The organism is Kamptonema formosum PCC 10802 (assembly GCF_000332335.1).
Taxonomy (GTDB): Bacteria; Cyanobacteriota; Cyanobacteriia; order Cyanobacteriales; family Oscillatoriaceae; genus Oscillatoria.
Genome location: NZ_KB235948.1, coordinates 290305 through 304140, shown reverse-complemented (window position 1 = coordinate 304140; position 13836 = coordinate 290305). Strand labels below are relative to the sequence as shown.

9 protein-coding genes and 1 pseudogene are annotated in these 13836 nt (G+C 54.9%); 4 read left to right on the top strand and 6 right to left on the bottom strand.

Annotation, left to right across the window (positions count from 1 at the left end):
- Positions 1 to 236 precede the first annotated feature (236 nt).
- From OSC10802_RS53935 to ybiA, 5 genes and pseudogenes are all read right to left on the bottom strand, one after another.
- The gene (locus OSC10802_RS53935; protein ID WP_232731594.1) at positions 237 to 455 is read right to left on the bottom strand and encodes a hypothetical protein; all 219 of its coding nucleotides are present in this window, start codon (positions 453 to 455) and stop codon (positions 237 to 239) included.
- Positions 452 to 1552, bottom strand: a complete 1101-nt coding sequence (locus tag OSC10802_RS38210) for an APC family permease (protein WP_232731593.1) — start codon at positions 1550 to 1552, stop codon at positions 452 to 454. The genes OSC10802_RS53935 and OSC10802_RS38210 overlap by 4 nt, the downstream gene beginning before the upstream one ends.
- Positions 1553 to 1726: 174 nt before the next feature.
- A pseudogene (locus OSC10802_RS53930) lies at positions 1727 to 2809 on the bottom strand (4-oxalomesaconate tautomerase).
- A gap of 625 nt (positions 2810 to 3434) precedes the next feature.
- On the bottom strand, positions 3435 to 6284 hold the full coding sequence (locus OSC10802_RS0101370; protein ID WP_017714992.1) for a GAF domain-containing sensor histidine kinase: 2850 nt from the start codon (positions 6282 to 6284) through the stop codon (positions 3435 to 3437).
- Between the two features lie 245 nt (positions 6285 to 6529).
- Entirely contained in the window at positions 6530 to 6988 is a 459-nt protein-coding gene (gene ybiA / locus OSC10802_RS0101365; protein WP_017714990.1) for a riboflavin biosynthesis intermediates N-glycosidase, read from the bottom strand.
- Between the two features lie 118 nt (positions 6989 to 7106).
- On the opposite strand from ybiA, the gene OSC10802_RS0101360 reads away from it, so the two are divergent.
- From OSC10802_RS0101360 to OSC10802_RS0101345, 4 genes are all read left to right on the top strand, one after another.
- Complete coding sequence (locus tag OSC10802_RS0101360) at positions 7107 to 7718, top strand: DUF4129 domain-containing protein (protein ID WP_017714989.1); 612 nt, start codon at positions 7107 to 7109, stop codon at positions 7716 to 7718.
- 63 nt (positions 7719 to 7781) lie between these two features.
- A complete protein-coding gene (locus OSC10802_RS0101355; RefSeq protein WP_017714988.1) occupies positions 7782 to 8933 on the top strand; it encodes a DUF4350 domain-containing protein in 1152 nt (383 codons plus the stop codon).
- Between the two features lie 94 nt (positions 8934 to 9027).
- A complete protein-coding gene (locus OSC10802_RS0101350; protein WP_017714987.1) occupies positions 9028 to 9978 on the top strand; it encodes an AAA family ATPase in 951 nt (316 codons plus the stop codon).
- 165 nt (positions 9979 to 10143) lie between these two features.
- Positions 10144 to 11490: a DUF58 domain-containing protein gene (locus tag OSC10802_RS0101345; protein ID WP_017714986.1), complete on the top strand. Its 1347-nt coding sequence runs from the start codon at positions 10144 to 10146 to the stop codon at positions 11488 to 11490.
- A gap of 1348 nt (positions 11491 to 12838) precedes the next feature.
- Here OSC10802_RS0101345 and OSC10802_RS0101340 read toward each other — a convergent pair.
- Entirely contained in the window at positions 12839 to 13795 is a 957-nt protein-coding gene (locus OSC10802_RS0101340; protein ID WP_017714985.1) for a stage II sporulation protein M, read from the bottom strand.
- Between the last annotated feature and the right edge of the window lie 41 nt (positions 13796 to 13836).

Here is a 13836-nt window from a genome sequence, read left to right as displayed (position 1 = left end):
TAGACGTAGGGCAGGCGTCCCGCCCCCCCTGAAGGTCTAATGTTCTAACCTAAGTGCATACTGCTATATCTTCCCTGTGTGGGGGGCGGGTTTATAAAGATTCTCCGCTTTCCCGATAGATTGCTGGTGAACCCGCCCCTACAAACCTCTCTAGACAAAAACGGTGCGCCCGGACATTATATGACGTGAAACAGATTGCCGGGGAGAAAATTAACCCGTTCCCAGAGTGCCGGTGTTCAAAACTCTGCCAGCTTAACCTCTCCAGCCACTTTAATCCTGTGATCTACCCAGTGCCAAATTAAACCAATTCCAATTAATCCCAGACCAATAGACCAGACATACCACTCTACCCAGAAAGCTAGAAATAAGCCAGAAAATAGAGGCACCCAACTTATCCATTTTGGGTACAGCCGCTCCTCATCACTCATCCACAGCGCCGCTAGACTGACAATCACACACCGGTACGGCAAATGTACCAAACGCCCAAGTCGTTCTCACATTGCCGGTTAAAACTAAAAGCGCCAGCGCAGTGCCTAAAAATATCACCGCCCAGTAAGGTGTTGTCCCCGCACTGTTCAGTTTCCCAAAAACACTGGGCATATCCCCACGCCGTCCCATTGCTAACAGCAAACGAGACTAGCACAGTCGTCAGCAGTACACTCAGCATGGAAGCGATCGCACCGGCAGCCAAGATGCTTCCCGCACCCGGAATGCCAAAGCTCTCGGCAACCACTTCCAAAGGCGCTGCTTTTTCTGCTGTCGCCGCACTAAAAGCTTCCGCTCCAATTGAACCCAAGCTCACCACCGCCACTTTCAGATAAAGCAGCAGGGTGATAATCACCGTCAGCATAACCGCTTTGGGTATATTCTTTCGCGGGTCTACTATCTCTTCCCCCACCATCGTGATGCGAGCTGCGCCATTGTAGGAAACAAACATTAAGGCCACAGAATGGAGAAAGTTGGGGGTCCAGTTACCAGAGGTTTTTCCCGGAGCGAGCAAAGTCTCAAACCCCTCAGGAAAATGGACAGCTAAACCGGCTACAATCAAGAAAAGTAGGGAAAAAACCGTAACAGAGACAACCGCGATAGTTGATCCCTTCGAGCGCTGCATCCCTCCCAGAACAATTAACGTTACAAGAACTACGGCGGCTTCCGCTACTGGGACTAATAAATGAGTCTCACTTAAACCCGTGGCGTTCAGTAAATACCCCGCAAAGCCTAAGGCAGCCGTTGCCGCTACCGCAACTTTACTTAAAAAATAGATCCAGCCTCCCGTAAAACCCAAACTGGGTGTTAAATACTTATAGCCGTATTCGTAGATGCCACCGCTCACAGGATTGCTCGCAGCGAGTTGGGCGAGGTTAAGACTGTTGCAAGCTCCCAAAAGCCCTGCCACAACCAGCGCTGCAATCACAGCCGTTCCGGAGATGCCGGCGGCAATGCCGATACTTACAAAAATGCCCACTCCGATGACCGATGCAAGTCCTGTTATGCCGGCACCAAACCAACCGAGTTCCCGTTTTAATTGCCTTGGCAGATTTTCTTCGGACATGATTTCTCCTTTTCTTTCTGTTTCTTTCTGTGAGCCGGCTGATTTTCGGGCGTTGTGTATTGGGGGGAGAAACCCCACGCCCCAACCCCCTCCCCGCCGGCGGGGGAAGAGAAGAGTTTATTACACTCCTGCGCAACGCCTATTGTTTAAGCATAAACGATGATTCAGACGGCTTCAATTCCACAGGCACTCCGGAAGGTGGGCGTAACCGGAAAACAGCAACCGTGCGGTTCTTACCACACCGGCGCGTTCGACGGTTATTTCTGAGCCCTCGCTGCGAGTCACAAAGGCAACTTCCATTTTTCCGGATGGGTGTTCGATGGCGAGCGTCTCCCGCTCAGAGCCGGTCACCACTGCCACGCCATCCGCCACAGAGTCTTTGAGGAGGCTGCAGCAACCGACGCAGATAGCGCCTGTTACTGCGTGGGAAGAATGGCAGGAATCCGGGACCAAATAGCGGGAAGTAACACTGCCGCCGTAGCGGGGTGGCGCAATGATAGCGAATTTCGGGATGACGCTGTTGGCGACATTGCCCAGTCCCATACGAAAGCCGGCGATGCGGCGTATGGCTTCAACGCGCTCCCAGAAGGCTGTATCGGCGTCAAGTTAAGCTTTTGTCTCAAAGCCAGTTTTCCCCAGCGCACTGGCGCGTGCGATCGCCACCGGCATGGCAACATCAATGCAACTAACATCTACCCCCTCGATTTCCTCGCGCCGGTGGCCAGTGGGCAGCAGTTTGCCGGTCTTGGAGCCAACAACCTCCATGAAGTTGAGCAGGACCGGCGCTGCTGTTCCGGGCACGCCGCCGATCGCCGTGTCCCCATCGTATGTCACCTCACCGCCCGGGGTGCGCACCACCGCTTCGATCAGCGCCCCTGTATTAACAGCGCGGATCTTGACTGTGGTTTCGCCGTCCTCTGCCTTGACAAGACCCCTCTCGATGGCGGCTGGCCCAACACCGGCCAGGATGTTGCCGCAGGTCGGCCCAAAATCGACCTTGGGTTGCGCGACACTGACTTGCGCGAACAGGAAATCCACATCCGCCCAAGGATGATCCGACTCAGACAGGATGGCGACTTTGCTCGTGAGGCTTGTAGCGCCGCCGAGCCCGTCAATTTGGCGAGAGTCTGGTGAGCCCATCGCCGCCAGCAGTACCTTGTCCCGCGTTGCCTCGTCTGCCGGCAAATCTCTCTTCAGAAAATAGGGCCCGCGCGACGTGCCGCCGCGCATAAACAGGCAAGGTATCGTTCTTTGCACCTTTACCTCTTAGGAACTTGTATGGCGATCTAGCCAAACTTTTTTACATCTATAGCAGTAGCCACTTAGATTAGGACATTAAACCTTCAGTCCCGGCGGACGCCGTACCTACGTCTATATCCCAGCAGTAATATGGGTTAGAACAATAGGAGCAGGAGTGGGGGGGTGCAAAAGAGGCCAAAATGTACGAACCTAAGTGCATACTGCTATATCTTAGATTGTATCTTCGTTTTGTTTCGCTGTCAATATAATTTTCTTAAAGCTTTATATTCTCTTAACTGGACAGTGTGAAGTTGGGGGAGGAGTGGGCCAAAACAGGGTTGGGGGAGTGCCGGTGGTAGAGTTCCATTTTCAGTGGGATGAAGTAGGCTCCACAAACCTGGTTTCTTAAAGAAACCGGGTTTCTTTTGCTGGGGAAGCCGATATGTAATGCCCTCAGAATAAACCCGGTTCCTGGCTCCTTCAGGTTTTCTTTATAAACCCGCTCAAAACGCGGCCCTACCAGCGGGTTTTATAGGAGCAGTCAATCTGACTGCTGCTATATTAACAGACAGAGGCAGAGCCTCACAAATTGGGTTCCCAGTCACCGGCAGGTGCGTTACGCAGAGGGTAACGCACCCCACATCTACAAAACCGCGCCAACTCTCTCCTGAGAAACCGCAGGAAAGTGCACCACCGGAATCTCAATGCAGAACTCCGTACCCTTCCCCGGTTGGGAAACGCACTCAAACACGCCGCCGTGTTTCTCCACCACAATCTGCCGGCTGATAGACAGCCCCATGCCGGTGCCCTTACCGGCTTCCTTTGTCGTGAAGAAAGGCTGAAAAATCCGCGCCCGCACTGCTTCTGGCATTCCCGGACCGCTGTCAGCAATCACGATCCGAACAAATTGGCAGTGGGGCGCTGGGCGCTGGGCGCTGGGCGCTGGTGATTGTCCTTCTCCCCCATGCCCCACTTCCCATTCCCCATCCCCCACTTCCGTGCGAATCGTAATTTTGCTGGGAGCAGCTTTCATCTGCGCCGGCTGCCGGCGCTTGTCATATTCCTCCAGCGCGTCAATCGCATTGCTCAGCACATTCATAAACACCTGATTGAGCAAACCGGCATAGCACTCCACCTGCGGCAATTGGCCATACTCCTTGCTCACCTGAATCGCCGGTCGCTCTGCCTTCGCCTTCAGCCGGTGCTGCAAAATCATCAGAGTGCTGTCTATCCCCTCATGAATATCCACCGGCTTCTTCTCCGACTGGTCGATGCGAGAAAAATTGCGCAAAGACAGGACAATCTGGCGGATGCGGTCAGCCCCAACCTGCATCGAGGACAGCATCTTGGGCAGGTCCTCAACAATAAAATCCAGCTCAATCTCCTCAATCCGATCCAGAATCTCCGCCTGCGGCTTGGGATATTTCTCAGCATAAAGATCCAGCAATTCGAGCAAATCGCTGGCGTATTGGTTGACGTGAATCAGATTGCCGGTGATAAAATTCACCGGATTATTAATTTCATGCGCCACACCGGCAACCAGCTCGCCCAGGGCGGACATCTTCTCGCTCTGAATCAGCTGGGTTTGCATCTGTTGTAGCTCACTGAGCGCCCGCGCCAGCTCTTGCGCTTGCGCCGCCGACTGCACAGCGGCTTCTTTGCTCTGTTCGTAGAGTTCCGCTTGGTGAATCGCAATCGCCGCTTGCGAAGCCAGCTGCTGCAGGAACTCCAGCTCAGCCGTTTTCCAGACGCGCGGCGACCGGCACTCGTGAGCGATCAGCAACCCCCACATCTGAGACTCTATCCGCACCGGCACACTCAGGTTGGCTTGAATCTCAAGACCCTGCAAAAACTCCCGGTGACAGTCACTAATCTCCTCGTCTGCCACATTATTAATCGCCCGTATCCTTCCTAAATCGTACAGCTCTAAATACTCATCCGGAAAGCACTTTCCTGTAGATTTCACCCCCAAAACTGAGCGCCAGTTACCCCTAACTTCTTCAACCGTCACCTCCCCGGACCCATCTGCAGCTATCTGGTAAATCACCACCCGGTCTGCATTCAGCAAGGCGCGGACTTCTCGCACAATAGTTTGCAGAATTGTTTGTAAATCCAGCGTGCTGCGAATTTGATCGGTAATTTGCTTCACCGCTCTGGTAAACTCTAAAGACTGTTGCAGCTGGGCGGTGCGCTCCTGAACTTGACGCTCCAAATTAGCATTGAGCGCTTGCACTTCTTGATAGAGCAGGTACTGCTGAATCGCCATCGAGAACTGGTAGCCAATGGCTTGAGCCAGCTCAATCTCCTCACGAACCCACTCGCGGGACTGCCCTTTTTTTAGCTCTCGCCACCCTTGAAAAGATTCCCGTGGCCTCTGCTGTTTCGCACTGGTGTCAAACTGTCCCGCCCACAAGGTTTCCGTTTCTATTTCCTCGCGAAACACGCTCAGAAAGCCGAGCAACTGCTGGCGGTAGTGCAGGGGAACCGCCAGCAGCCCCCGAATCCGAGTCGGCTGGAATGCCGGTGCCAGCAAAAGAAACTGCGCATCCTTATATATATCTGTAATTGCCCAGATGCCGCCGCTTCCGGGCTGGGGGGTTTCTGGGTGTGCCGGCGGAACACCCGCGGCCAACCCTTGCCCCCACAGGGGGTGCTCTTCCAGCTGGCCCTCTCCCCAGCGAGCCGGTTGATCCCCACAGGTTACCAACTCGCAGTGGGGGTGCGCCATTCCGCCCCGCCTGATGTACAGTCGGCCACCGGCTCCTTCAAAAGCGGCGACGGTGGCTTGCAGCGCCGCTTGCAGTTGAATAGTTGGCTGGGCGTGCAGCAGGGTGGCGATTCGGTTAATCGTGGCCTCTCGCGCTTGCTGGGCCCGGACTTGGCTGAGCATAATCGAGTGCGCCAGCGCCACCGACACCTGATCCGCTACTTCTTGCAGCAGCTGCAAATCTTGATCGAAAATGAATTGCGGCTCTGAGTGGTGGGACACCAACAGCCCCCACAGCTCGTTTTGGTGGATCGCCGGCACCACCACGGAAGACTGCACGCCCATTGCCTTCAGATACGCCGCATGGCAGGAGTCTACTGGGCGGTAGCGGATATCTGCCGTCCCTAAGGGGTTTCCTGTCTGGGCGTCGCGCAGCGGACTCATCCCGATCTGCTGCGAGTTCACATCCACTATCGTGCGCGCCCGCGCTCTGACATACAGCTCGCGCGCCTCCAGGGGAATGTCATCGGCGGGGAAATGCAGCCCTAACATAGAGGGGAGTCTATGGTTATTCACCGACTCAGCAATCACTTCCCCACTGCCATCCGCCTCAAACCGGTAGACCATCACCCGATCCGTCTTTAAAAACGAGCGCACTTCTGCCACCGTCGCGGCCAAAATCTCCTGCAACTCCAGAAACTGGCGTATCCGGTTGGTCATCCGGTGCAGCAAAACTTCCTGGTTCAGTATCTGCTGTAGGGTCTGCGTATTATCGGCCAGATTCATTCCCTTGTTTCCAACAATCTTAAATTATTCTGTAATTATCCTCTACTGTAATTTTAAAACCAGACAGAGCGCCCGTAAAAATTCCTGCTCTCGCTTCCACCCGCTGGCACCCCAATCAGGAACACCGGCCCGGCTTTTCTTAATATAACTTAACAAAACCCTCTCCCAACACGGGCCTGAAAAGCCGGCTTGCTGGTGGGGGCTGCGAATTTCATGGCCGACGGCTGCCCGGCGCTGGCGGCGGCCTAATGCTGTGCCAGACACTGCCGAATCTCTTCGCGCACACTCATCAGAATGCGACCGAGATGATTTTGGCCCGTTTTCTCAGCCCCACAGCCCCAGTAATAATCCGTGGCGGAGTTTTCCACGATCGTCTCAGAGCCGGTGGCCAGCAGCGTGGCCTGAATGTCTTTATGAGTGAGAAATTTGATGAACACCGCCTCTCGCATGATATAATACTTAGCCTCGTGCCAATCCGGGCGCAGCGTCCGCTTCGGGTCCCGCCCCAGTGCCGCCGCCAGCACCGGCGTCGGGGCGGCATAAATCAGAGCCATCACCCCTTCCTCCGAAGTGCCGGCAAATTTTTGCGCCTGATAGTAATGCTCCACCGTTGGCCAGTCTTTCCCCAGCAGGTTAATCCCGTGGGGAGAGAAGTTGGAAAAGCAACCATAGGGCCCCTCCACCTTGTAAAAGTAAACTGTCATCGGAAATCCGTTGAATTACTTTATCTTAAAACGAAACTTTTAACTGAACCTTACCCGCTTGAGGATTTTACCACGTTTCCTGCAGTTTAAAATCTAAAATCTAAAATCTACAATCAACATGTCTGCGGGCTCCTTTGAGACAACAAACTTTGGCTGGCAGCTACAGCAGCTGCAGCAACAGGCGGCAGAGTGGCTGGAACTGCAACTGTCGCAATTTCACCCGCCCCAGGTATCATGGCCATCCCTGCCTGCCGGCTGGAGCTGGCTGCAGCCAGTCTCCTGGGCGCTATTCTGGGTAACGCTAGGTTTGCTCCTGAGCTGGCTGGCTTTGCGGCTGTTGCGGCTGTGGCCGGAAATTTGGAGCGCTTTCCCCTCCCTGTTGGGGAATTCCCCAAAAGTAACCCCCCTGGAGAGCCCATTAACACCGGCAGCTTGGCAGCAGCAGTCGCAAGAATTTCAGCGCCTTGGCAACTACCGCGAAGCCTGCCGCTCACTGTATATGGCCATGCTGCAGCAACTGCACGACACCGGCACCGCCCAAAACCTGCCCAGCCGCACCGATGGCGAATACCGGCACTTGCTCCGGCAGCTCAGAGCCGGTGAGCCCTATGAAATTCTCCTCCTCACCCACGAGCGGCTGTGCTTTGGCACCGCCGAACCGGCACCAGAAGATTTCCGCCGGTGCCAGCAAGCCTACCGGCAGATATCCCAGGAGGCCAAACTAAAATAAATTCCGTTTCTACAATTACCGCAATATCAGACTATGATTACAAAGTAATCAAACGTAAATTGTATGAACATTTCCAAACGTCGGCTGTGGGGTGCCGGGGGAATCGCCATTGCCGCGATCGTGCTGCTCACCCTAGCCGCTGCGCCCAACAAGACCCTACAGAGTCAGGGTTCCACCTACAGCCGCTCTCCCGACGGGTATGGCGCATGGTACGCTTACATGCAGGAGCGGGGCGTGCCGGTGCAGCGCTGGCAGCAACCTTTTGAAGAATTGCCAGGACTGAGCAGCCAAAACACCCCTTCCCAGGCAGAGCCAGCTTCCGAGAGCAAAAAGCCGATCACCCTGTTGCGAGTCAACAGCCAGCTGCGTCCGGAATCGACTGACTCCCAGGAACAAGACTGGATAAAAAAAGGCAACACCCTGGTAATATTGGGAGCGAGTGAGCCAGTGAGTGCGGCGGAGTTCAGCACAGTGCTCGATTCCCCCGCAGGCGGCGTTAAAATTGAAACCCGACGCCGGCGAAAAGAAAGCCCATCGGGCCACCCCGCAAAAACCACTCTCCTCGGCGATTTTTTCGGCGATGCGGTGTGGCAGGAGAAAATCGGCAAGGGACGGATCGTTTGGGCCACCACGCCCCATTTAGCCGCCAACGCCTATCAAAACGAACCCGGAAACTATGAATTTCTGGCACAGCTAGTCACTCAAAATAACAATAGGGTCTGGGTGGATGAATATATCCACGGCTACAGGAACCCGCAGGATAGCAAAAGCAAACAAACCCCCGCCGGCTGGCTGGCCTATCTGGCCAAAACCCCCTTGCTGGCCGCTTTTTTGCAGGCAGGCGTCATGCTTTTCGCCGGCATCTGGGCTGGAAACCGGCGCTTCGGGCAGCCCCAACCCTTAGAAGTGCCGGCCACCGACAGCAGCACTGCCTATATTCAAGCCCTTGCCGGCGTCTTAGAAAAAGCCGAAAGCCGGGAATTTATTCTCGAAGCAGTCGGCAAAGAACAGCAGCTGCAGCTGCAAAAAGCCTTGGGACTCGGGCCGGTGCTGCTGGAACCGCAGGTGCTGGCCGATGCCTGGGCCAGGGAAACCGGGCGACCGGCAGCTCAATTGCTAGAATTGCTGCAACTGCACTCGCAAAAGCGCCGAATCAGTGAGCGAGACTTGCTGACCTGGTTGAGAAAATGGCAATGGGTGATGAGCCGGGATTAGGGGATTTGGGGATTAAGAGTTTTTTCTCCCCTAATCCCCTAATCCCGGCTTCTATTCCCCATTTCCCAGACAACTGATACATAAGCACTAATTAATGAGCGAAACTAACGCTGTATTTACGAGACTGAGCCAAGCCCTCAACGAGATTGTTGTCGGGCAAGCGGCGCTGGTGCAGCAGCTGCTTGTGGCGCTGCTTGCCGGCGGGCATGTGATTTTGGAGGGCGTGCCAGGCACCGGCAAGACGCTTTTGGCGCAGGTGCTGGCGCGACTGGTGCGAGCGGAGTTCCGGAGGATTCAGCTGACGCCAGATATTATGCCGGCGGATATTTTGGGGACGAATATTTTTGATATGAATGCCCGCAGCTTCACCCTGAAAAAAGGGCCGGTGTTCACCGAGATATTGCTGGCGGATGAGATTAACCGGACGCCGCCGAAAACCCAGGCGGCGCTACTGGAGGCGATGCAGGAGCAGCAGGTAACATTGGATGGGGAAAGTCTGGCGTTGCCGGCTCTATTTTGGGTGATGGCGACGCAAAACTCTCTGGAGTTTGAGGGGACTTATCCGCTGCCGGAGGCGCAGCTGGACAGGTTTTTGTTTAAGCTGATTGTCGGCTATCCGGAGGCGGCGGCGGAGAAGCAAATGTTGCTGAACAGTCAGGCGAATTTGCTATCGCGCCGGCTGGATTTGGAGAAGCTGAAGCCGCTGGCAGCAGTTGAGCAAGTTTTGGCGGCGCGTCAGGAAGTAAGGGGGGTAAAAGTTGCAGAAAAGGTGGTAGATTATATGTTAGAATTGGTGCAGCGTTCGCGCAAGCATCCCGATTTGGCGCTGGGGGCGTCTCCCCGTTCTGCGGTGGCTTGGCTGCTGTCGGGCAAGGCGAATGCGTGGCTGAACCGGCGCGATTTTGTGACGCCGGATGATATTAAAGCTGTGGCTGCGCCGCTGCTGCGCCACCGGCTGATTCTCAGACCCGAGGCGCAGCTGGATGGGTTGCAGGTGGATGCGGCGATCGCTTCGCTCTTGAGCCAGGTGCCGGTGCCGAGGTAGTGATATTATGTCCTTGAACTACTTCAGCCCCCTCTTCCCCTCACCCCCCAGCCCACTCTCCCACAAGGGGAGGGGGGGAGTAAGAAAAAGAATAGATTTTCCTTCTTGGCGTCCCTTCACGGGGGCGGTTCATTATTCCCCCCTATCAATTCGCCAATCAATCCAATGATCCCCTCACTCCGAGTCTATTTCCTCTTGCTGCTGGGCATCCTCATCGCACCGGCACTCGCCATTTTCTTTAACTTGCCGGCAGGCATCACCGGCACCCTCCTCTACGACACCGGCATCCTCCTCCTGATGCTTTTTGATGGAATCCGGGTGCGCGCTCATCGCACGCAAGTAACGCGCGGCTCCCTGGGACGCCTTTCCATCGGGCGAGAAAATCCGGTTGTTCTGTCGGTGCGAGCCGGAAAGATCCCCGCCCACATTCAAATCCGCGACAGCTACCCGGTAGAGTTTGAAGTCTCGGCACCGGCACTTGACGCCGCCCTGCAACCGGACACCACAGAGGAACTCACCTATACAGTGCAGCCGAAAAATCGGGGCGAGTGCGGGTGGGGGGACATTCATGTGAGGCAGCTTGGCCCTTGGGGGCTGGCTTGGCACGACTGGACAGTCCGGGCGAGTCAAAAAGTAGCGGTTTATCCGGATTTGCTGGCATTGCGGGCGCTGGCGATTCGGCTGGCGCTGCTAAATGCCGGCAATACGCCGCAAGCGAGCCGGTTCGGTATGGGAACTGAATTTGCGGAGTTGAGGGAGTATAGTGCCGGTGACGATTTCCGCTTGATTGACTGGAAAGCGACATCGCGGCGGTTGGGGGCGTTTGGGAGAACGCCGCTGCAGGTGCGAGTGCTCGAACCCGAACAGGAGCAAACGGTAATGATTTTGCTGGATCGGGGGCGTTTGATGACGGCGCGGGTGAGGGGGTTGAAGCGGTTTGACTGGGGGTTGAATGCAACTTTGGCGCTCGCTTTAGCTGGGTTGAGCCGGGGCGATCGCGTGGGGGTTGGGGTGTTTGACCGGGAAGTTACCGCCTGGATTCCGCCAGAACGGGGCCAGCAGCATCTCAACCGGCTCATTGAGCGACTGACGCCAATTCAGCCGGTGGTATTAGAGCCAGATTATATGGGTGCGGTCACAAATCTCGTGAAGCTGCAAACTCGCCGGTCGCTAGTGGTGTTGATTACGGATATTGTTGACAGCACTGCTTCCTCGGAACTCCTCGCCGCTTTGGGACGGCTGACGCCGCGCTATTTGCCATTTTGCGTCACGCTCCGCGACCCGCAAGTTGACACTTTGGCTCACACGTCTGTGCCGGTTGCTGACGGGAAAAAGGGAGAGATATCAGCGGCGTACACTCGCGCTGTGGCGCTAGATTTACTGTCGCAGCGCGGGGTTGCGTTCGCTCAGCTGAAGCAAAAAGGCGTGCTCGTGCTCGACGCGCCGGCGGATCGAATCAGCACCCAGCTTGTTGACCGGTACCTGCAGCTGAAAGCGCGGAACCAGCTGTAGCGTTTCCCGCATCAATCCCCTCCCACATTTGAGAGAGGGGCAAGCGATGACCTGCTTTGGCTTCCTGCAAGGAGCGGCGCAGACTAGCTTTTACAGATTCACTACTCTCATCATCGGGATCGTCTGCAGTTCCCATGACTTCAAACGCTTTCATGTTTATCCCTCAGTCTTTGATTTATGCTTCCTTTTTATTATAGCGCACTAGCTCGCATTCAAGCAGGACGGTAAACTGAGAGAGATTTATAGCGGTTTTCAGTTGGATGAAGTACACCCTTTGAAACCCGGAAGAGGGCGGTCTCCGTGGGTGGCCACTGGTGTCAACTTAAGCTCCCGGCGATTGGAAATCGCGGCTACACAAACGAAGTCCGCCTACGCGGACTTAAGAGAAGAGCTAGAATCTTAAAACCCAAGGTCAACTGCCGGCAGCTTGTAGGGGCGGGTTCGCCAAAGGGATTTGCCACACAACGAAACATATTTCTAAACCCGCCCCCGCACAGCGATAAATCCCCGGATCTAGATACTGCGACTTGCCTTGCGTGCGCCAACCTTTTGCAATTCTTGAAACCCGCGAAGGCGGGTTTCGTCTGTGTAGCTGCGGTTTCCAACCGCCAAGCCCCCCCCCAACTTTAAGCGATAAATACCCTGCCATTATAGCAGTATGCACTTAGTTTATAACATTAGACCTTCAGGGGGGGCGTCCCGCCTGCCCTACGTCTATATAGCAGTAAGAATTTAGTAAATCTACATTCCGGCCTTCCTTGCTCCCCCGCTCCGGAAGCTTCTATTGTTCTAACTAATATGACTGCTGCTATATTTATCTGATTGAGGTCAACTGCCGGCAGCTTGTAGGGGCGGGTTCGCCAAAGGGATTTGCCAGACAACGAAAGATATAGCAGTAGCCACTTAGATTAGAACATTAGACCTTCAGGCTCGGCGGACGCCAGCCCTACGTCTATATAGCAGTAAGCATTTAGGAAACCTACATTCGGCCCTCTCTTGCTCCCCCGCTCCCAAAGCTTCTATTGTTCTAACCAATATGACTGCTGCTATATTTCTAAACCCGCCCCCGGCACAGGATAAATCCCCCGAGCTAGATACTGCGACTTGCCTTGCGTGCGCCAACCTTTTGCAATTCTTGAAACCCGCGAAGGCGGGTTTCGTCTGTGTAGCTGCGGTTTCCAACCGCCAAGCCCCCCCAACTTTAAGCGATAAATCCCCTGCCATTAAAATGAAATATAGCCTCTCTCATCTTGGTGAGGTACTGAGAAACCCGGTTTCTTTAAGAAACCGAGTTTATGGGCCATAGTTCATCCAACTGAGAGCCGCTATAATAGGGGCGGTTCATAAACTATTCCGACTTCTTTCGACTGCAATACATCACCAGCAGCGCAAAAAATAGCATCCCCACCGCATACTTCAGTTCCTCCGCAACGGCAGGACTGGGCGAGAAAAATCCCTCAACAGTGCCGGCAATCACCAGCATCGGCACAATGCCAAACACCAGCTGTGCCGCAAGGGAGCCGCAGACTTTCAGCGCATCTTGCCGGCGGTATTTCCCCGGAAAAAGAATCGCCCTAGCGAGCAACAGACCGGCACCCCCCGCCAAAAAAATCGCCGGCAGTTCCAGGGAACCGTGGGGGAACACAAACGCCCAAAAGGGATAAGCTAAATTATTTTGCCCCACCAAGGCGGAAATCGCCCCAATTTGCACTCCGTTGAAAAACAGTATAAACACAGTAAACGCACCGGCAGTCATTCCGCCGGCAACCGCCGCAAACGCCACCTTCAGGTTGTTAATCATAATATTGGTGGAGGCTAAAGGTTCAATCCCCACAATTGACCCCACCCACAGCTCGTGCCGGTCGCGCACCTTGACAATCAAACTTTCTGGGACTATAAGAGACAGAAACATGGGGTCTTGCCAGGCAAACCACCAAGCGATCGCCGCCCCCACTGTAAAGATAGCCACAGCGGTAGCGATGTATCCCCAGGTCTGCCGCACCGCCGCCGGAAACCCCCAGCGATAAAATTCCAGCACCGCTCCCCATTGCTGCCGGTGCGACCCCTGGTAAATTTGATTATAGCTGCGAGACGTGAGAATTTGCAAGTCGCGCACCAGGGTTTCTCCCACTTGATTTGTTCGCGCCCGAGCTAGATCTGCCGACACCGAACGATACAAACTGGCCATCTGGCGGATTTCATCCGATCGCAGCGACTTCAGTCCTTTTTTCTCCACTTGCTGCAACAGGGCGTCCAGCTGCTTCCAGTTCGGTTCCCGCCGCGCCACCCAACGCTGAATATTCATAATTTCTTTAGAAATGCTTGCCGGTTTCTACCCCTAGGGTA

What these genes read in the sequence shown, in the direction of transcription:
- OSC10802_RS38210 (WP_232731593.1), bottom strand. Translation starts at nt 1,552, where the DNA reads ATGTCCGAAGAAAATCTGCCAAGGCAATTAAAACGGGAACTCGGTTGG.
- OSC10802_RS0101370 (WP_017714992.1), bottom strand. Translation starts at nt 6,284, where the DNA reads ATGAATCTGGCCGATAATACGCAGACCCTACAGCAGATACTGAACCAG.
- ybiA (WP_017714990.1), bottom strand. Translation starts at nt 6,988, where the DNA reads ATGACAGTTTACTTTTACAAGGTGGAGGGGCCCTATGGTTGCTTTTCC.
- OSC10802_RS0101360 (WP_017714989.1), top strand. Translation starts at nt 7,107, where the DNA reads ATGTCTGCGGGCTCCTTTGAGACAACAAACTTTGGCTGGCAGCTACAG.
- OSC10802_RS0101355 (WP_017714988.1), top strand. Translation starts at nt 7,782, where the DNA reads ATGAACATTTCCAAACGTCGGCTGTGGGGTGCCGGGGGAATCGCCATT.
- OSC10802_RS0101350 (WP_017714987.1), top strand. Translation starts at nt 9,028, where the DNA reads ATGAGCGAAACTAACGCTGTATTTACGAGACTGAGCCAAGCCCTCAAC.
- OSC10802_RS0101345 (WP_017714986.1), top strand. Translation starts at nt 10,144, where the DNA reads ATGATCCCCTCACTCCGAGTCTATTTCCTCTTGCTGCTGGGCATCCTC.
- OSC10802_RS0101340 (WP_017714985.1), bottom strand. Translation starts at nt 13,795, where the DNA reads ATGAATATTCAGCGTTGGGTGGCGCGGCGGGAACCGAACTGGAAGCAG.